General features: G+C 43.0%; 13 protein-coding genes and 3 pseudogenes. 1 reads left to right on the top strand and 15 read right to left on the bottom strand.

Going from position 1 to position 18,791, the window contains the following annotated elements; translation table 11 throughout:
* Window positions 1-2: 2 nt before the first annotated feature.
* The 15 genes and pseudogenes from R5H20_RS23160 to R5H20_RS23090 form a co-directional block, all read right to left on the bottom strand.
* The gene (locus R5H20_RS23160; RefSeq protein ID WP_006639774.1) at window positions 3-1,640 is read right to left on the bottom strand and encodes a DUF2075 domain-containing protein; all 1,638 of its coding nucleotides are present in this window, start codon (window positions 1,638-1,640) and stop codon (window positions 3-5) included.
* Window positions 1,641-2,136: 496 nt separating this feature from the next.
* The gene (locus R5H20_RS23155; protein ID WP_006639773.1) at window positions 2,137-3,141 is read right to left on the bottom strand and encodes a FecCD family ABC transporter permease; all 1,005 of its coding nucleotides are present in this window, start codon (window positions 3,139-3,141) and stop codon (window positions 2,137-2,139) included.
* Window positions 3,138-4,148, bottom strand: coding sequence for a FecCD family ABC transporter permease (locus R5H20_RS23150; protein WP_006639772.1), 1,011 nt, complete (start codon window positions 4,146-4,148; stop codon window positions 3,138-3,140). Before R5H20_RS23150 ends, R5H20_RS23155 begins: the two co-directional genes overlap by 4 nt.
* Before the next feature lie 86 nt (window positions 4,149-4,234).
* A pseudogene (locus R5H20_RS23145) lies at window positions 4,235-5,153 on the bottom strand (iron-hydroxamate ABC transporter substrate-binding protein).
* A 181-nt stretch (window positions 5,154-5,334) separates the two neighbouring features.
* Window positions 5,335-5,514: pseudogene (locus R5H20_RS23675) on the bottom strand (ATP-binding cassette domain-containing protein); the annotation flags it as partial.
* 1,029 nt (window positions 5,515-6,543) lie between these two features.
* The gene (gene ahpF / locus R5H20_RS23135; RefSeq protein ID WP_006639768.1) at window positions 6,544-8,073 is read right to left on the bottom strand and encodes an alkyl hydroperoxide reductase subunit F; all 1,530 of its coding nucleotides are present in this window, start codon (window positions 8,071-8,073) and stop codon (window positions 6,544-6,546) included.
* A 13-nt stretch (window positions 8,074-8,086) separates the two neighbouring features.
* Complete coding sequence (ahpC, locus tag R5H20_RS23130) at window positions 8,087-8,650, bottom strand: alkyl hydroperoxide reductase subunit C (RefSeq protein ID WP_003177913.1); 564 nt, start codon at window positions 8,648-8,650, stop codon at window positions 8,087-8,089.
* Between the two features lie 280 nt (window positions 8,651-8,930).
* Window positions 8,931-11,534 carry a bifunctional acetaldehyde-CoA/alcohol dehydrogenase gene (gene adhE / locus R5H20_RS23125; RefSeq protein ID WP_006639767.1) on the bottom strand — a complete coding sequence of 868 codons (2,604 nt, stop codon included), beginning with the start codon at window positions 11,532-11,534 and terminating at the stop codon, window positions 8,931-8,933.
* Window positions 11,535-11,934: 400 nt separating this feature from the next.
* Window positions 11,935-12,354: pseudogene (locus R5H20_RS23120) on the bottom strand (NAD(P)-binding domain-containing protein); the annotation flags it as partial.
* A 21-nt stretch (window positions 12,355-12,375) separates the two neighbouring features.
* Window positions 12,376-13,722 (bottom strand): GntP family permease, encoded by a 1,347-nt coding sequence (locus tag R5H20_RS23115; RefSeq protein WP_006639765.1) that lies wholly within the window; start codon window positions 13,720-13,722, stop codon window positions 12,376-12,378.
* A gap of 22 nt (window positions 13,723-13,744) precedes the next feature.
* On the bottom strand, window positions 13,745-15,286 hold the full coding sequence (gene gntK / locus R5H20_RS23110) for a gluconokinase (protein ID WP_006639764.1): 1,542 nt from the start codon (window positions 15,284-15,286) through the stop codon (window positions 13,745-13,747).
* A complete protein-coding gene (locus tag R5H20_RS23105) occupies window positions 15,279-16,010 on the bottom strand; it encodes a GntR family transcriptional regulator (protein ID WP_006639763.1) in 732 nt (243 codons plus the stop codon). Before R5H20_RS23105 ends, gntK begins: the two co-directional genes overlap by 8 nt.
* A gap of 185 nt (window positions 16,011-16,195) precedes the next feature.
* A complete protein-coding gene (locus R5H20_RS23100; protein ID WP_006639762.1) occupies window positions 16,196-16,630 on the bottom strand; it encodes an EVE domain-containing protein in 435 nt (144 codons plus the stop codon).
* Window positions 16,624-17,016 (bottom strand): rhodanese-like domain-containing protein, encoded by a 393-nt coding sequence (locus tag R5H20_RS23095; RefSeq protein ID WP_006639761.1) that lies wholly within the window; start codon window positions 17,014-17,016, stop codon window positions 16,624-16,626. The genes R5H20_RS23100 and R5H20_RS23095 overlap by 7 nt, the downstream gene beginning before the upstream one ends.
* Before the next feature lie 12 nt (window positions 17,017-17,028).
* Complete coding sequence (locus tag R5H20_RS23090) at window positions 17,029-17,463, bottom strand: MarR family winged helix-turn-helix transcriptional regulator (RefSeq protein ID WP_407654264.1); 435 nt, start codon at window positions 17,461-17,463, stop codon at window positions 17,029-17,031.
* 142 nt (window positions 17,464-17,605) lie between these two features.
* Between R5H20_RS23090 and R5H20_RS23085 the strand changes: the two genes are divergently transcribed.
* Window positions 17,606-18,778 (top strand): ROK family transcriptional regulator, encoded by a 1,173-nt coding sequence (locus R5H20_RS23085; RefSeq protein ID WP_006639759.1) that lies wholly within the window; start codon window positions 17,606-17,608, stop codon window positions 18,776-18,778.
* Window positions 18,779-18,791 lie beyond the last annotated feature (13 nt).

Here is an 18,791-nt window from a genome sequence, read left to right as displayed (position 1 = left end):
GATCATTTTCCCCTTTCTAACTCGAGTAGTCTTTTTCTTAATTTAGGGTCTGTCGCATAAATATATAGGCCGTGAATGCCCCGTTTCATCAGGACATTTATTGAATTTAAGATAATTTGTTCTTTAATTTGTTCATTCCGTTCTGGAGACAAATCTGTACGAGAAATGAATGCCCCTGTATCTTTGTATTTGGAAGTATCAATTACTAGTTCGTCTTTGTCTTCATCATAGCTTACGGAAGGGCCAAGAACGACGCCGACGTAATTTAAATCAAACCCTTGGACGGTATAAATGGAGCCGACTTCTTTAATGGAATTCGGACTCTCAGCCCATGTCACCTTATCCTGGGTGCTGTTCCAAGGCATGTTAATCCCTTCTTCATCAACGATGTAAGTCTTATTATCTTTTTTATGTAAATAATCAAAGGTCGAGACAATCCGAGAGAGACCGTCTTTGTTGTTTTTATTTTCAATAGCTTTCTTAAACGCAGCAGCATCTTCGAATATTTTTAGCTCGAATGAGGAGTCTTCAGTCGGTAAGGGAAGAACTTTCTTTTTAACAAAGCTGTCAATCCACTTCATCGTTTCTGGATTGGCGTTCATTCTCATTTGGTCTGTAAGTTTCACAGTTTTCGCATCATACTGATTGATGATTTCCTCGAGCAATCTATCGTTCCAATAACTTTTAATCTTTAAGACTTGTTTTGGATCAAAGATCACAACAGTGATTTTACTTCGCTTAATGATCTCATCCAGTTGGTTTTGGTAGCGGAAATTGTTATAGGAATCTTCCTTTGTCAGAAGCAGGTGAGCTTCGTCTACTAATACGATATCCGCTGTTGCTCCTGTCTTGGTTTTCTCATTAATAAATGGTGTTGGCTTCATGAGACTCTTTTTCTTCAAATTCGGTAAGCTGTTGGCGATGCTTTTATAAGTCTTCAGCATTTCGCTGTGATTCACCAGCAAGTAATTATCTGTTTCTTCCAAAAAAGAGTCTTCGCTCTTTGCCAAATCTTGAATCGTATTAAACAGAGAGCTTAATAAGACACTTTTACCTGTGCCGGCATCTCCTTCTATGACAATGACATGATTTCCTTCTTTTTGTATACGTTCTTGACAGAAATCAAGGATCTTATTTTTTATATCAAGCTGCTGGGGTGAGAGTTCCTTATAAGGAGATAACTTATAAATGTCTTTGTTCCTAAGGTTTTCAAGAGAATCGCTCACAATTTTCTCTTTTCTCAGCTTCTCCCAAATGACTTGAAAGATATTTTCATTATAAAAGGGTTTCTGATAGTAATTGTGCATTTCCCTAGACCTGGTCTGGCTCACGTTTTGAAGCTGATAGCGGTTATCGGCGATAAAATAGTTAATTAAATTTGACTCAATATTGTAGGTCGCAGACTGGTGAAATTTCTCATGCCCGATTAATATAAAACGATTCAAATTCTTTCGCTTTTTATCATCTATATGATTCTTCAAACGCCGTGCAGCTTGAACCGTTTGCCCAATATATGCAGTCGGCTTCTTTTTCTCATTATAAAGGATGTACACAATCGGATAGTTATTTAAATGCAGTGCTTTTACAACATTCACATGATCTGAAGTAAATTCTCTCTTTTCAAACACAAGTTCATTCATTGTTTCTGCCTCTGAATCTCTTTTTTAAAATAATAGTACCATATTTATGGCAGCCTATTGATATAAGTATGCAAATATTTTCCGGAGAAAGAGTCAGAAAAAGCGCCGTACGGTTGTCACGGACTCTACGATGACAAGGAAGCAGCTATAACAAACGGTTTTTTGTTGAAATAAAACTTAGTAGCAAGCCTCGATAAGAGGTGGCTGTTAATAAGATCAGAACGGCATTGGATCAAAGAATTAAACATGACCGCGAGCTGCGGAAGCAGTGTTGCTTGAACAATTTATCATGATATGGAGAAATCAGGTGGGGAGCGTATCATAAGTAAATGAGGTTTTTTAGATTTTCACTCTAATAGATAAAAGAGGTCGTCTGAAAAGAGAAAACTCCTCCCTTTCATACCACCTCTGCAAAATGGACTACCAAAGGGTTTGATTTAATGGGTCCAAATAAATTTTTAGAGCCTTATTGGGACAGCCTCGTTTTTATGGATTTTTACTTTTTCAATAACAAATAAATAAAATAAGGTGCCCCGATGATTGAGACCATGATTCCAGCCGGTATAGTGGTTTCAATGATATTGCGTCCGATTGTGTCAGCGAATAATAATAACCAACCGCCAAGTAGAATAGCAACAGGGATAAATAGTTGGTTTCTGGGTCCTACTAAAGTTTTTGCGATATGTGGGGCCATTAATCCGATAAAGGAAATACCTCCTGTGACAGAAACGGCAGCAGCCGCTAATGCGACAGCTGTTAAAAGCAAAACGATCCGCTCCCTTTCAATGGAAACCCCAACTCCAATGGTTACAGGCTCGCTTAATCCTAATAGATTTAGTCGATTTGCTTTGTACAAAGTAAACGGAATCAAGATGACTAACCAAGGCAGGAGAGCCCCAATAAATGGCCAATCTGAACCCCAAATATTTCCTGCCAGCCATTTGGCGATGAAATCAACTTTTGTCCGTTCAGCAGAAGAAATAATGACAATCATAGCTCCGGAAAGTGCAGTTGAGAATCCGACTCCGATGAGGACTAAGCCGATAGGCTGCATACCGCTCTTTTTGTTATAGGCTAATAGATAAATGAAGAAGCCCGTTATAATTGCACCTATAAAGCCAACAATTGGAATCATATAAACAAATGATCCAGCTTCAGCTGGGAAAAATAAAAAGAAAACGGCAATGGCAACCCCAGCACCGGAATTAATCCCAATAATGCCTGGATCAGCTAAATCATTTTTTGTGATTCCTTGCAAAATAGCACCTGATATAGCAAGTGCCATCCCAGCTAATAAAGTAATCAATATTCGAGGCAATCGAATAGAATATAATATAAATTCCTCTTTAAAGGTTCCTTGACCTAATAGAGTGTGGATGAGTCTGTCAAAAGATAAACTAGCAGACCCTATCCCCGTCCCAATAATAGCTGTAGCTATGATGAGTATGAGAGAAATCGATAAAATAATACGCTGTTTTTTGATTAATGCTGAATGTATCATGAGAGTGTTTTTCCTCCCTTTCGGACAATGATCAGGAAGAACGGTAAACCTAGCATAGCGACAATGGCTATAACAGGTGTTTCATATGGTGCATTTAAGGTACGGCCAAGTGTATCAGCAAATAGCATAAAAGTAGCTCCGCAAGTTGCAGACATTGGTAAAATAAAACGATAATCGGTTCCAACAATTGCCCGAACAATATGAGGAATCATAAGACCGATAAAGGTCATATTGCCAACCAGAGCAACAGATGCTCCCGCGAGAATGATAATGACAATAAATAGAAGGATTTTAATTCTGATGATATTTTGGCCTAAGCCAACTGCAACTTCTTCATTTAAGCTGAGAATGGTAAGTTGTCTTGAAAGAAAAAAGGAAACAACAATTCCAATGATAATAAAAGGTACGATGATTTGCAGTTGATTCCAAGTTGTTCCAACCATCCCTCCTGCTGTCCACATCGAGATATCTTTAGAAATTTTAAAATAAAGGCCAAGCCCTTCAGCAATGGCGTATAAAAAGGCGGAAACAGCAGAACCCGCTAATACAATACGGAAAGGAGAGAATCCGCCTTTTTTCATCGAACCAATTCCAAAAACCAGCAAGGCACCGATTGCGGCTCCAATAAAACAGGCAACCATCGTCAAAAAGTAATTGGCTGATGGAATGAAAGCGATCGTAACAGCCAATGCTGCATAAGCCCCGGCAGATAATCCTAGTAAACCTGGATCAGCAAGTGGGTTTCTTGTTATACCTTGCATGATTGCACCAGAGACAGCAAGAGCTGCGCCAACAAAAATGGCAGCTATTTCACGAGGTAACCGAATATCACGGATAAGCGAAATATGATCACCGGTTGCAGAAGACGAAAGAGCCAACCATACATCTTTAACTGAGACGGCTGCAGCTCCAAATACCATTGCCATAAAAAACATACCAATAAACACTAGAATTCCTAAGATCAGTTTGAAGGCAAATGAGGTAAAAGATTGAGTTTTTCTTATCATAAAGCTCGTCATTTTCCTTTCTTAGAATGGGAAAGGGGCTGCCCTTTCCGGCCAACCCCTTTCAATAGACCTCTACTTTTCCAGTCTTAGTTTCCTAGAAACGCTTTTTTAAAGAATGCTAGTTGCTTTTCAAGTGTGATTGGGTCAGTGAATGATGCGCCTTCGCCTTGCATTTCAATGACATGTCCTTTGCACAGCAGGAATGTTCTTGTATGTGTCTGTTTCTTGGAAAGATGTATTCGCATCAGAGTACTTACTTAAAATGACATAATCTCCCGCATATTTTGGAAGCACTTCAGCTGATAACGTATAATACCCTGCTTTTAATGCGTCTTCCTTTACTTTTTCAGGCATATTTAGTTTCATCGTTTGATATAAGATTTCTGTACCGCGCGCCCAGTTATTACCGTAAACATAAAGGTCTTTCCCATATGCTTCAATAACAGATACAGTTGAATTCTTGCCAATTTTTGTACGAATATCTTCTCCGATTTCTTCTGCCCGATGCTTAAAGTCGTCAACCCATGCTTGGGCTTCTTTTTCTTTGTTTAGCAGCTTGCCAATTTCCACGTGTTGAGTTAAATAATCTACTTTTCCCCATGTATAAGTAACAGTTGGTGCTATCTCATTTAATTTGTCTAAATTTTTTACCGTTGATAACGCGATGATTAAATCTGGCTCTAATTCAATAATTTTTTCTAGGTCATCTTCTGAAACTTCTTGAACATCTTTTAACTTTTCTTTAAAGGTTGGATTGTTTTTAGACCAAGTGTCTACACCGACAACGTTGACTCCTAAATCTAACACATTTCCGGTGTACCCTGAAAGCATAACAACTCTTTGTGGATCGGCTGGAACTTCAATGGGTCCTGTTTCCGCTTGGTATGTAATCGTTTTAGATTCTTTTTTTGTTGAGCCGCTATCCTTTGTTGCTGACTCTTCATTGCCGCATGCACTAATAATAAGAGTTAGCAATAGCAAAAACGGGATTAATAGTTTCTTCATGCTCATTTTCACCTCTTAATAAATTGTAAGTAACACACATCGGTTTATTTGTTCCCGGATCACGGCCAATAACGGCGTCAATTTGAAAGACTTCCCGCAGTACTCATCCTCCCGTACAAGAGCCATCCGGACAGGGTGTCGATCAGATATATTTATAGTCCGATGTGCCAGTATGGCCATTTTTCGCCAATGCTTTTGTGTCTTCTTTTGAAATGTCTTTTCCATCTAAAAGGACTGAGCCTGATTGATGTGGAATAATACGCGTAATGGCCTTCAGTAGATGGTGATTTTCCACAACCATTGGATTCGAGATGGTTGTCACTTTTTATCTGGAATCATTACACTTTAGATTTTTTACAATTAAACGTCCCCCAGAGCCAGTACTTTAATTCTCTAGTAAATATTGAATCATCTTTATGGCCCGCAGAATGAAAACGAATAAATAATCGATAATGATTATCAATATCAACAATAAATATATATTTCATTTTTCAATATGTCAATACAGAAATTGTGTCCTTATCATTGTACCCTCATGAAAGTGAAAACTTTTAGAAAGAAAAAATTAATTATGATGCAAACAAGTTTAATAACTTATCCTTGATAAACAATTACGAATGATGTTTGGGAGTGAACGGTGATGAATCAACAGGATGATTTCAACCTTTTATAGCGGGTTAAGAGAGATGAAGCTAATTGAATATTGGCGGGGAAATCCTTGTTTACCCGGAGAAAATAAATTGGGATGTTAGTTGATTGACCTTTGATCCAACAGCGGTGTTGAATAAAAAAATAGAATCAATACCCATTTTTGCTAAGTGCAGCGTCAGGCCAAAATCATTATACAAAGACAGTGATTATTGCTGTTGGGATTGGAATTTTGCATTTTAAAAAGCTCGAAGTTGAAGGAGCAGAGCGGTTTAAAGTCGCTAATTTTCATTATGAAAAGATAAAACCGTAAGCAGGAGGTGGAATTACTGCCGTTAATTAAACATTCCGTCTCGCCTGAGAACGCTCCGATTGAAAATGCAATGACTTGGCAGGCCTTGGGTGAATTATTGAATTACTTTAGAAAGTGGATGTTGAAAGGTCACACACCAAAGGAAATTTTCCAAAGAAGAAAATTAATGATTGATTCATCCTCAGTTCATCCGCTACCATCATCCAATGTGCTTGACTTCATGAGCCTTGACCATGCGGAAGTAGGAATAGTTATAAGAAGTGTTGCTGGAGGGGGGGGGGGAGAATTTGGTGTGGTGAGCCATATCAGGTCCTGTATATCATTACTTTTTAGAGGGAGAGGCAACTTAAAATGAGCAACTGAACAAGGTTTATAGAAAGAAAAAAGCCGCCACACTGCCATTTAAGCAGTACAGCGGCTTTGTACTAGTTAATTGCGGATCAGATAATCAAACGCGCCTAAAGCCGCGTTCGCTCCGGACCCCATCGAAATGATGATTTGGTTATACGGACTGTCTGTGCAGTCTCCTGCAGCGAATAGGCCGGGGATGGTTGTTTCGCCGCGTTTATCGACGGCGATTTCGCCGATGCGGTTGCGTTCGACGGTTTCAGGCAGCCATTCCGTGTTCGGCACAAGACCGATTTGGACGAAGACGCCTTGGAGCTCGACGTGTTTTTCTTCTCCTGTTTCACGGTCTACGTACGTGATGCCGTTTACGTTTTCATCGCCCGTGATTTCTTTTGTTTGGGCGTTTTTCACGACAGTCACGTTAGGGAGGCTGTAGAGACGTTTTTGCAGAACTTCGTCAGCTTTCAGCTCCGGTGCGAATTCAAGAACAGTAACGTGGTTGACGATACCTGCAAGGTCAATCGCTGCTTCGATACCGGAGTTTCCGCCGCCGATGACGGCTACGTCTTTGCCTTCAAACAATGGGCCGTCACAGTGCGGGCAGTATGCGACACCTTTGTTTTTGAACTCTTGTTCACCAGGTACGCCGATATTGCGCCAGCGTGCACCTGTTGACAGGATGACGGTTTTGCTTTTCAGGACAGCGCCGTTTTCGAGTTCAAGTTCGAAGAGATCTTTTTTCTCAAGACCTTTTGCGCGTTGCAGGTTCATGACATCAATATCATAATCCTTCACATGTTCTTCAAGGCTTGCCGCAAGCTTAGGCCCTTCGGTGCGCTTCACACTGATGAAGTTTTCGATGCTCATCGTGTCCAGAACCTGGCCGCCAAAGCGTTCAGCTACAATACCTGTGCGGATGCCTTTGCGCGCCGCATAGATTGCCGCACTTGCGCCTGCCGGACCCCCGCCGACGACAAGCACATCGAATGGATCTTTGTCAGAAAGCTCAGAGACATCTGTGCCGCTGCCCATTTTCGCAAGAATCTCTTCAAGCGTCATGCGGCCGCTTCCGAATGATTCGCCGTTCAGGTAAACCGTTGGCACTGCCATGATGTTTTTGCTTTCGACTTCTGATTTGTATGCGGCGCCGTCGATCATCGTGTGCGTGATATTCGGATTGAGCACGCTCATCATATTCAATGCCTGTACAACGTCAGGGCAGTTGTGGCATGTCAGGCTGATATAGGACTCAAAGTGGAATTCACCGCTGATGTTCTTAATTTGATCAATGATTTTTTGATCAACCTTAGGCGGTCTCCCGCTCACTTGCAAAAGCGCCAGTACCAATGATGTGAATTCGTGTCCGAGCGGAACGCCGGCGAATGTCACGCCGGTTTCTTCTCCGGCGCGATTGACGCTGAAGCTTGGCGTTCTATTTAGTTGCGCTTTTTCAATCGTGATTTTCGATGACATGGAAGCCAGCTCTTCCACAAGAGCCAGCATATCCTTAGAAGTATCATCTTCACCTGCGCTAACTTTGAGAACAATGTCATTCTCCATCAGCTGCATGTATTGGTTGAGTTGTGCTTTGATATTTGCTTCAAGTACCAATTGAATGCACTCCTTAGATTTTACCTACTAGATCAAGGCTTGGTGTCAGTGTTTCAGAACCTTCTTCCCATTTAGCCGGGCAAACTTCACCTGGGTTTTGGCGGACATATTGCGCCGCTTTTACTTTATTGATCAGAATGCTTGCATCACGGCCGATACCGCCTGCGTTGATTTCAACAGCCTGGATCACGCCGTCTGGATCGATGATGAATGTTCCGCGGTCTGCAAGACCTTCTTCTTCGTTCAATACTTCAAAGTTGCGGGAGATCGTTTGAGACGGATCGCCGATCATCGCGTAAGTAATTTTGCCGATTTTTTCAGAGCTGTCGTGCCAGCCTTTGTGTACGAAGTGAGTATCTGTAGAAACAGAGTATACTTCAACACCAAGTTCTTTTAGCGCTTCATAATGGTTTTGAAGATCTTCAAGCTCAGTCGGGCAAACGAATGAGAAATCAGCCGGATAGAAGCAGAAAATGCTCCATTGGCCTTTCAGGTCTTCGTGTGTTACATCGATAAACTCACCGTTTTTGTAAGCTTTAGCTGCGAATGGTTGTACTTCTTTTCCGATTAAAGACATAATATATCTTCCTCCTGAAACATGTAGTTTTATAAATAATATAAAGTTGAAAACTTTATTTATCTATAATAATTCTAATCATGTATAAATTATTAAATAGAACATGCTGTTTGTCAAGGCAAAAAACTTAATTGTTATATTTTATTTATGTGTCCGGTTTTGCATTAGCTGATAAAACGCAACGGTGAGCTCAGTTTGAGGGATTGTTTTTTGACTGTTTAATTCTCAATTAGAGGGTGTGAATTGAAAGAAAAGCCATCCGATTAAGGATGGCTTTCTATTAAACTCCTTTAAAAGCAGCACGGTAGATGTCAGCGAGGTCAGACACAAGCGGAAGCTTCGGATTCGCTGTTGTGCATTGGTCTTCAAAAGCGCGGTCTGCCATGATATCTACTTTGTTTTCGAAGGCAACGGCGTCGATATTGTTTTGTTTGAGGCTCATTGGGATATCAAGCTGTTTCGCAAGCCCGATAATGGCCTGGATCAGGCTTTCAACGCCTTCTTCTGTCGTTTTTGCCGGCAAGCCCAGGGTTCTGGCGATTTCCGCGTAGCGCTGGTCGGCTACGAAGTGGCTGTATTTAGGGAATGCCGTAAATTTTTTCGGTTTGGTCGCATTATAGCGTATGACATGCGGCAGAAGAACGGCATTTGCGCGGCCATGGGCAATATGGAACTCCGCCCCCAGTTTATGGGCCAGGCTGTGGTTAATGCCAAGGAACGCATTTGAGAATGCCATACCGGCAATTGTTGAAGCATTATGCACTTTTTCGCGGGCAACTTCATCGCTGCCGTTTTTGTACGCTTTTGGCAAGTATTCAAATATGAGCTGGATGGCTTTCATCGCCAAGCCGTCGGTATAGTCGTTGGCCATGCAGGATACATACGATTCAATCGCATGCGTCAATACGTCCATTCCGGTGTCTGCCGTAATATGCTTCGGCACGGTCATGACAAACTGCGGGTCGATGATGGCAACATCCGGCGTTAATTCATAGTCGGCAAGCGGATATTTTGTATTGGCCTCTTTATCTGTAATGACAGAAAATGAGGTGACCTCAGAGCCGGTTCCTGATGTCGTTGGAATGGCAACGAATTTTGCTTTTTCGCCTAATTTCGGATATTTGACGATGCGCTTGCGGATGTCTAAAAATTTCTGTTTTAATCCGAAGAATTCAGCGTCAGGGTGCTCATAGAACATCCACATTCCTTTTGCGGCATCCATTGCAGAACCTCCGCCAAGGGCGATAATGACATCCGGCTGGAAGCTGGCCATCGATTCAACGCCTTTCATCACCGTTTCGATGGATGGATCAGGCTCTACATCGGAGAAAATTTCGCAATGAACATAATCCGGGCGTTTTCTTAAATAGTAGAGGACGCGTTCCACATATCCCAATTTCACCATTCCCGGATCTGTCACGATAAACGCTTTTGAGATGTTAGGCATTTTCGCTAAATATTGTGTTGAATGTTTTTCAAAATAAATTTTTGGCGGAACTTTAAACCATTGCATATTGACATTCCTTTTTGCCACTTTTTTTGTATTGATTAAATGAACGGCACCGACGTTTGTCGAAACAGAGTTTCCTCCATATGTGCCGCAGCCCAGTGTTAAGGACGGCATATAGGCATTATAAATATCACCGATCGCCCCTTGGGAGGACGGTGCATTGACAATGATCCGCCCTGCTTTCATCCTTAATCCGAATTGCTCAATGGCTTCCTTGTCGGTGGTATGGATGACGGCGGAGTGGCCCAAGCCGCCGAATTCGAGCATTTCTTCGGCCCGTTTTAATCCTTCCTGTAGTCCGCTGACTTTGTAGCAGGCTAACACAGGGCTTAATTTTTCTCTTGAAAGCGGATATTCCGGCCCCACTCCTTTTAATTCGGCAACGAGGATTTTCGTGCCTTCAGGAACCTTTATACCCGCCATTTCGGCGATGTTGCAGGCCGACATTCCGACAATAGCGGGATTGACGGCACAGGTAGATTCGTTGATGACCAATTTTTCTACTTTCGCTTTTTCCGCTTCATTTAATAAATAACAATTGTTGGCTGTCAATTCTCTTCTGACGTCTGAATAAACGTCTTTATCGATGATGACCGCCTGCTCGGAAGCGCAGATCATACCGTTATCAAATGTTTTGGATAAAATCAGATCATTGACGGCTTGTTTCAAGTTCGCAGATTTCTCAATGTAGCATGGAACATTTCCCGGTCCGACGCCAAGTGCCGGTTTGCCTGAGCTGTAGGCGGATTTCACCATGCCGGAGCCTCCTGTGGCAAGAATGAGGGAAATCTTCGGATGGGTCATTAACGCCTGGGTTGCTTCGCGTGACGGCGTTTCGATCCATTGAATGCAATGTTCCGGTGCCCCTGCTTGAACAGCCGCGTCTCGCAAAATCCTGGCAGCTTCGGCGCTGGATTTTTGGGCGGATGGATGGAACGCAAACACAATGGGATTTCTTGTTTTAATCGAGATCAGAGACTTGAACATGGTGGTGGAGGTAGGGTTTGTCACTGGCGTCACCCCTGCGACTATACCTACAGGTTCTGCAATTTCAATGACCCCTTCATGTTCGTTTTCGTTAATGATCCCAACTGTTTTATTGTATTTGATATTATGATAGACATATTCTGTGGCAAACATATTTTTAATGATTTTATCTTCGTATACGCCGCGTTTTGTTTCTTCTACAGCAAGCTTTGCAAGGTGCATATGCTGATCAAGGCCGGCAAGCGCCATTTGTTTGACGATTTCATCAATTTGCTCCTGATCAAAGCTGCGGAATTCTTCTAGCGCTTTCAGACCCTTTTCCACTAAACGGTCAATCGTTTTTGAAACGTTTTGCTTTTGTTTGATTTCCTTTTCGTCGACTGCCATTGTAAACCCCTCCATTGAATTAATAGGATTGATTTCAAACAGGATGTCCAGAGCTTTTCCAAAGGTGTTGCAGGCTCAAGTTTGTGAAGTATTTCACAAGTGTGGCTAAAAATTTTTATGGTGATATGGGGCTTGTTTGATGTGAGAATAAGTAGTTTGTCATGGCATCTACTCCTTGTTTTTTATGAATCTAATCATAGCACGGGAGTTAATATAATAGTTTGTGAAATGTTGAACAAAATATGAATCATCATGAAAACGGGAAAAAATGCTCATGTGTGCGTTTTTAAAAGCGTTTTCAAATAGAACCCATGGATTATGAACTGGAAATAAATTATTTTGAAATATTAAATTTTCATGGATTAAGCCTTTGGAACGAGAAAAACTGCACTCCAATTCGCATGATGGAAGGTCCTGTTAACGCACCGATTTCACCGCCGGAAATCCCGATTCCCAAATAGCCGATTCCTTTCGCTTTCAGCTTGTCATATCTTCGCTCCGTATCTTTGTAGTGGGAGTTGCCTCCGTCCATGATGACGTCTCCTTTTTCAAGCAGCGGGATTAATGAGTCGATCACAGAGTCCACCGGTTTGCCCGCTGTCACCATCAGAAAGATTTTTCTCGGTGTTTCCAATGACTGGACGAAATCTTGAAGCTCATAGTACGGACTGACAGGCAGTTCTTCGATGTTTTGCATCAGCTGATCTGTTAAATCCCTTGTGTAATTATAAACGGCGACTTGTTCTCCTTTTGCGGCCATGTTTAAGGCGATATTGCCGCCCATCACGCCTAAGCCGATGACACCAATTGTATTAACCATATGTTTACTCCTTCATCAATGTTATACAAATAAACTGAGCAGTAATGTGAATCCTAGTCCGGCTACTGCGATAACCGTTTCCAGCAATGTCCATGTCGCAAATGTTTCTTTCATGCTTAAACCAAAGTACTCTTTGAACATCCAGAAGCCGGCGTCATTGACATGGGAAGCGATGACACTTCCGGCTCCGGTTGCCAGCACGACCAATGCGAGATTGACATCGGAATGGCCCAGCATGGGAATGACAAGCCCGGTAGTGGACAAAGCGGCAACAGTGGCAGATCCCAGGGAAATGCGGAGGATCGCAGCGATCAACCAGGCGAGCAAGATCGGCGACATGGAGGTTCCTTTGAATAATTCGGCTACATAATCGCCTACACCGCCGTTAATTAATACTTGTTTGAAGGCGCCGCCGCCACCGATGATCAAGAGCATCATCCCGATTTGTGTAACGGCCGTTGAACAAGAGTCCATCACCGTTTTGATCGGAATGTTTCTGGCGATCCCCATGGTATAAACCGCAACCAGTAAGGAGATCACCATCGAAGTAGAGGCATTTCCGATAAGACGGATAAATGCCAGAAAACCATTATCCTGAAGCCCTATTGTTTCTTGAAGCAGTGTAATAATTGTAGAAATCGACATAATGATAACGGGAAGCATTGCAGTAAATACACTGATTCCAAAACTTGGCGTGTCTTCAAGCTTGAATGTTTTTTGTTCGCCTAATGACGCGATATTCCCGGTTTTCGTAAATGATTCGGGTACGATCTTTTTGGCGATTTTCGTAAAGATAGGTCCGGCGATCAGGACTGTCGGAATCGCAACAATGAAACCGTACAGCAAGACTTCCCCGATATTTGCCCCGTATTCCCCGGCGATCGCTGTCGGTCCGGGATGCGGAGGCAGGAAGCCGTGTGTAACGGATAAAGCCGCCGCCATCGGGATGCCGAGGAAAAGAATCGATATTTTTAATTCCCTTGAAATCGCAAACACAATTGGGATTAATAAAACCAATCCTACTTCAAAGAATAAAGCGACACCGATAATGAATGAGGCAATAACGACTGCCCATTGGATATTTTTCTCACCGAATTTATTGACGAGTGTCATCGCGATGCGCTGCGCCCCGCCCGAATCTGCGATCAGCTTGCCGAGCATGGCGCCGAGTCCGAAAATCAAGGCGATGTGGCCGAGCGTTCCGCCCAATCCTTCTTCAATTGTGCCGACGATCTTATCAAACGGCATTCCAAGTGCTAAAGCAACGCCAAACGAAACGATGATTAAGGAAACAAACGTGTTGAGTTTCAAGCCCATAATGAATAGCAATAACACTAAGATCCCGACTGCGACAATGATTAATGGCATGATAGCGCCTCCATTTCTTTCGCTATTTTTGGTTGGTTAAGCTTCTTTGATAATTGGCAATTTGCGTATATTCCTGTTCCAATGCTCTCGATAAGTTGATAAAGATCGGCATCAATTTTCTGTACTCCTTGGCCGACTCTTCTTCCGGCGCATGTCGGTTGGTACTGCCGATCATGTCAGAAACAACCTCGAAAGAATCGATTTTTCCCGTGGCATACAAACCTAAAATACAGGCTCCGAGACATGAACTTTCATAGCTTTCCGGGACGACGACTTCCGATTCGAAAATATCGGCCATCATTTGCCGCCAAACGGCAGACCTTGCAAAGCCCCCTGTCGCCTGAATCCTGGTGATGGGGCCGTCCATGCATTCCGTCAATGCTAAAAATACGGTGTATAAGTTGTAGATGACTCCTTCCAATGCCGCCCGAATCATATGTTCTTTTTTATGGGAAATGGTCAGGCCGAAAAACGATCCGCGCACATCCGGGTTCCATAACGGAGCGCGTTCACCCGCAAGATATGGATGAAACAGCAGGCCGTCGGCACCGGGTTTTACGCGTTCAGCGATTTTCGTCAGCACATCGTATGGATCAATTCCGAGCCTTTTTGCCGTTTCGATTTCTGAAGAGGCGAATTCATCCCGAATCCAGCGGAGAACGATTCCGCCGTTGTTTACCGGTCCGCCGATGACCCAATGCTTATCGGTCAAGGCGTAGCAAAAGATTCGCCCTTTTTCATCTGTTTGAGGCTTGTCGATGATCGTTCGAATGGCGCCGCTTGTCCCGATTGTGACGGCAATTTCGCCTTTTTTAATGGCATTGACGCCCAGATTAGACAGCACGCCGTCGCTTGCTCCAATGACAACTGGCGTTTTCGGATCGATCCCCATTTGCTTCGCAACATCGGGATTGCAGTTGTGAAAGATCTCTGTCGTCGGGACGAGTGTAGACAAATGGTCTCGTGTAACCCCGGCGATGGCTAATGCTTCTTCATCCCAATCCAGCTTATTGAGATTCATCATCCCCATGGCCGAAGCCAGGGAATAGTCGATCACATATTGATCAAACAGCTTTTTAAAGACATATTCTTTGATTCCTATATATTTTTTAGCTTTGGAAGCGATTTCAGGGCGATCGTGCACAATCCAGGCGATTTTGCTGAAAGGCGACATGGGATGAATCGGCGTCCCTGTCCGTTTGTAGACATCGTGTCCATTCAGTTCATCTTTGATTTTATGCGCCCAGCCTTCACTGCGGTTATCCGCCCATGTGATGCAGGGCGTCAGCGGCAGGTCATGCTCATCCATGGCGATCACGCTGTGCATGGCGCTGCTGAATGAAATGAATGACGGCTGTTTGTCAGGATGCTGCTGCATGATTTTCGCCGTTGACTGGATGACGGCCTGAAAGATCTCATCCGGGTTTTGTTCAGCGGTCGAGATGTCCGGTGTGTAAAGCGGGTAGCCGATGCTTTCCTTTTGGATCACGTCCCCTTTTTCACAGAATAAAACCGCTTTCGTGCTTGTCGTACCGATATCTATGCCTAACATATAACTAGTCATTTTCTTGTTCGGCCCCTTTCGCCAGCATTTGTTGCGACAGCCACAGATCTTCAACTTTACCTTGCACGTCATCGAAATTTTGATGTAGGGATTTAAGCATCAGATCCCTGTCTTTCGTTTTGATCGCTTGGATATAAAGTTCATGGTTATCGAGAATTCGTTCAAAGTCTTCGTATTTTTCTTTTAAGCGGGCCCGCATGGATAAAAGAATAAAACTTTCCATCACAGGTTTGAGATTGTTCCATATCATCAAAATGTAAGAATGATTGATGGAGCGGACAATCGTTTCGTGAAATAAGACGTCTTGAAATGAGAACTCGTCGGCATCTTTGTATTTGATGGAGACTTTCATCATCTCCAATATTTTGCTGAGGTCTGTTACCAGTTCATCGACATTGGCCCGTCCAAGCTGTTCGAATACGAATGTTTCCATCACCAGACGCACATCATAAATTTCTCCGATTTCTTTTTCAGTTAAACCGATGACAACGGCGCCCATCCTTTCCAAACGGATGATTTTTTCCGATGCCAGTATTTTTAAAGCCTCGCGGATGGGAGACCGGCTCACCGAGAATTCCGCAGCCAATTTATTTTCGGATAAAATGGTACCGCTTTCAATCAAGCCGGAAATAATACGCATTCTCAGCTCGCATGCAACGCGAACACCTGTTGAAGCTCTTGAAAGCCACTTCTCCGGATATAAAAGATTTTTAGATTTGCTCATACACTCACCTTCCTAGTTATACGAGTATACTTGTATACAAGTATGATAACGCGATTATTTTGATTATGCAAACACTTTCATTTCAAATTTTCCGAAAAATTTTTCCAGTTAAAAAATCATTTGTTTTGCCAATGCGCTCTAAATGCTCCACTAAAGCAAAAAAATATAAAGGGAGCAGCTGCCCTTTATATTTTTACCATTTGTTTAACGATGAGTTTGAAGTCATGTTCACTTATTTCTATGTGCCCAAATCGAAAGGAATAACCCCAGTGCCGTTTGTTTTTGATGAAAGTGAGGTTAGGAATGAATGGGTGGATCGGCGTTTCTCGGCATTTTAAAAAGTTGATCTTCCTTCTGTAAGGTGAGAATTCTTTTCCCGCATGAACTTTGTAAACTCTGTTATCACTCACTTTTCCTACAGCTGTAAACTTTTGATAGGGCGCTTGATCTTTGAGATTCTGTTTTGGGGAGTAATAAATGATCCAATCACCAGGATTCATTCTTTTTAAAGGCGCCTCTTTTCCGTGGCAAAGTTGTGCAAAGCCCCCAGATACACCTTTCAAGACGTGATCTTGCGAAGCCACGCCGATCCAATACCTTCTATTCATCCCTTTCAGCATCCGCAAGCATCCTTGTCAGTATCCCCTTCGGTACATGCTGACACAGGAAAATTCATTTCTCTCCATGACGCGATCCCTCCGGTCAGCTCTTTCACTTGATAGCCTTTTTCTAATAAAATTTTAGCTGCTTTAGCTGCCGTATTGCACCAGACATCCCAGCAGTACACAATAATTTCTTTATCTTTCGGGATATCCTCTAATCGATGAGGGAGATCGTGTTCAGGTATTACTCGAGCACCTTTTATCGTCAAGCTCCTGACTTCGCTTGGCCCGTTTCTTACATCCATTAAAAAATATTTTTCAGGGTTGTCCTTTGAAGATCTCAAATAATCCATCGGACTAATGGTGGCTTCTAAACGTGCATTAAAAAAATCGAGTGAATTCATAGGGTATGCCTCCTAGTTTTTATACTTTTTCCATACTTTTAAAAGCAAATCTTTACATAACTTTTTTTCATCGTCAGTCAGAGGGGATAAAACCTCGTATTCTGTCTGTACTAAAATCTGTTTGCATGATGACAGTACATCGCTGCCTTTTTCAGTAAGGATTAGGCGGTATGCCCTGCGATCACTTGCGTTTTTTGTCCTTTCTACAAAGCCTGAAGCTTCTAAATGGTCAACATGACTCACCATTGTCGTACGGTCGATCTGCAGTTGTTCAGAAATCAGTTTTTGAGAAGAAAAAGGATTTTCTTCAATAAATACAAGTACTCCGAATTGCCTGGCATTCAAGTTATACGGAGCCAGAACGTCAGCAAATTGATCCTCCATTTGCTGAAGAATCTTTCCTAGCAAAAATCCGTAGAATTGACTTAACTGTTCCAAAATCGTCACCACCTAAAATAATCAACAAACAATATAGTCAGTATAACTGATTATATTTTCGAACGCAAGCTTTCTAGTTTTCGTTTGTTAATTTAATTAATTAACCGTGGTACAATAAAACCTACGATATGGTGTAAATGGAGGATTTCACATGCAGCGCGGTACATTTCAATTAATGAAATCGGTGAACAAATCGATCATTCTTAATAAAATCAGAACTTCAGAGCCGATTTCGAGAGCCGAGATCGCCAAGGAAACAAAAATTACCCCTCCCACGGTCTCAAGCATTGTCAAAGAGCTGATCGGACAAGGGCTCGTGAAAGAAAGCACGCGCGGTCATTCGAGCGGCGGAAGGAAGCCGACAATGCTCCACATCAACACAGGTGCCTTTTATGTCATTGGCATTGATGCCGGGCCTGAGACGGTAGAGTGCGTCTTAACCGATTTAGCTGGAGGGATTCTGCAGCGGACGTCCAGCCTGTTGAAAAAACCGCTGACAAACGAGATGTTTATTGATGTTTTAAAAGAAAATATTGATGCGATTTTGGGACGGGCCGATGTCGATCAGGAAAAGATCATCGGGATCGGCATCGCAATGCACGGGGTCGTCGATGCTGAAACGGGAATGTCACGCATCGCCCCGATTTTAAACCTAACCAATATTCCCATTAAAGATGTGCTGGAACAAGAATTCAACTTAACGGTAAGAGTTGAAAACGATGCCAGGGCGATGGCGCTTGGCGAATCGTGGTTTGGCGGCCGCGATGATGCAGGCAGCATGGCTGCCGTGAATATCGGCCGCGGTGTTGGTGCGGGGATTGTCATCAACGGAAAACTGTACCATGGAGCTGAAGGAATCGCAGGGGAACTGGGCCATATGATCATTGATATTAATGGAGAAAAGTGCGAGTGCGGCAACCGCGGCTGCCTGCAGACGATTGTGAGCGGAAAAGCGATTGCCGAGCGGGGGAAAAAACGGTTAAAAGAAAGTCCGGACAGCCTGACAGCCAAAGATTTGTTTGAAATGGCCGAGAACGGCTGCCAAACGTGTATCGAACTCTTTCGGGAAACCGGTGTGATCATCGGAATCGGGCTGACCAACTTCATTCATCTTGTCAATCCGGGCAAAATCGTGCTGGGCGGCGGAGTGATGAAAGGCGGGAGGTTCATATTGCCGGCGATACGAGAAACGATACAGCAGAAAGCCTTAACAGCCGAGGCGAGGCAGACAGAGGTGACGATAACGAAGCTCGGCGATGAGGCGACGCTTTACGGAGCCGTTTCATTGCTGTTGGCGGAGCTGTTTGATCCGGTGTTAAAATAAGCCATTTTTTTCG

The organism is Bacillus sp. KICET-3 (assembly GCF_033261025.1).
GTDB lineage: Bacteria > Bacillota > Bacilli > Bacillales > Bacillaceae > Bacillus > Bacillus sonorensis.
The sequence above is the reverse complement of the archived record's forward strand: the minus strand, read 5'-3'. Positions and strand labels throughout refer to the sequence as shown.

Coding starts and splice junctions, on each gene's coding strand:
- R5H20_RS23160 (WP_006639774.1), bottom strand. CDS start 1,640: ATGAATGAACTTGTGTTTGAAAAGAGAGAATTTACTTCAGATCATGTG.
- R5H20_RS23155 (WP_006639773.1), bottom strand. CDS start 3,141: ATGATACATTCAGCATTAATCAAAAAACAGCGTATTATTTTATCGATT.
- R5H20_RS23150 (WP_006639772.1), bottom strand. CDS start 4,148: ATGATAAGAAAAACTCAATCTTTTACCTCATTTGCCTTCAAACTGATC.
- ahpC (WP_003177913.1), bottom strand. CDS start 8,650: ATGTCTTTAATCGGAAAAGAAGTACAACCATTCGCAGCTAAAGCTTAC.
- adhE (WP_006639767.1), bottom strand. CDS start 11,534: ATGGCAGTCGACGAAAAGGAAATCAAACAAAAGCAAAACGTTTCAAAA.
- R5H20_RS23115 (WP_006639765.1), bottom strand. CDS start 13,722: ATGCCATTAATCATTGTCGCAGTCGGGATCTTAGTGTTATTGCTATTC.
- gntK (WP_006639764.1), bottom strand. CDS start 15,286: ATGACTAGTTATATGTTAGGCATAGATATCGGTACGACAAGCACGAAA.
- R5H20_RS23105 (WP_006639763.1), bottom strand. CDS start 16,010: ATGAGCAAATCTAAAAATCTTTTATATCCGGAGAAGTGGCTTTCAAGA.
- R5H20_RS23100 (WP_006639762.1), bottom strand. CDS start 16,630: ATGCTGAAAGGGATGAATAGAAGGTATTGGATCGGCGTGGCTTCGCAA.
- R5H20_RS23095 (WP_006639761.1), bottom strand. CDS start 17,016: ATGAATTCACTCGATTTTTTTAATGCACGTTTAGAAGCCACCATTAGT.
- R5H20_RS23085 (WP_006639759.1), top strand. CDS start 17,606: ATGCAGCGCGGTACATTTCAATTAATGAAATCGGTGAACAAATCGATC.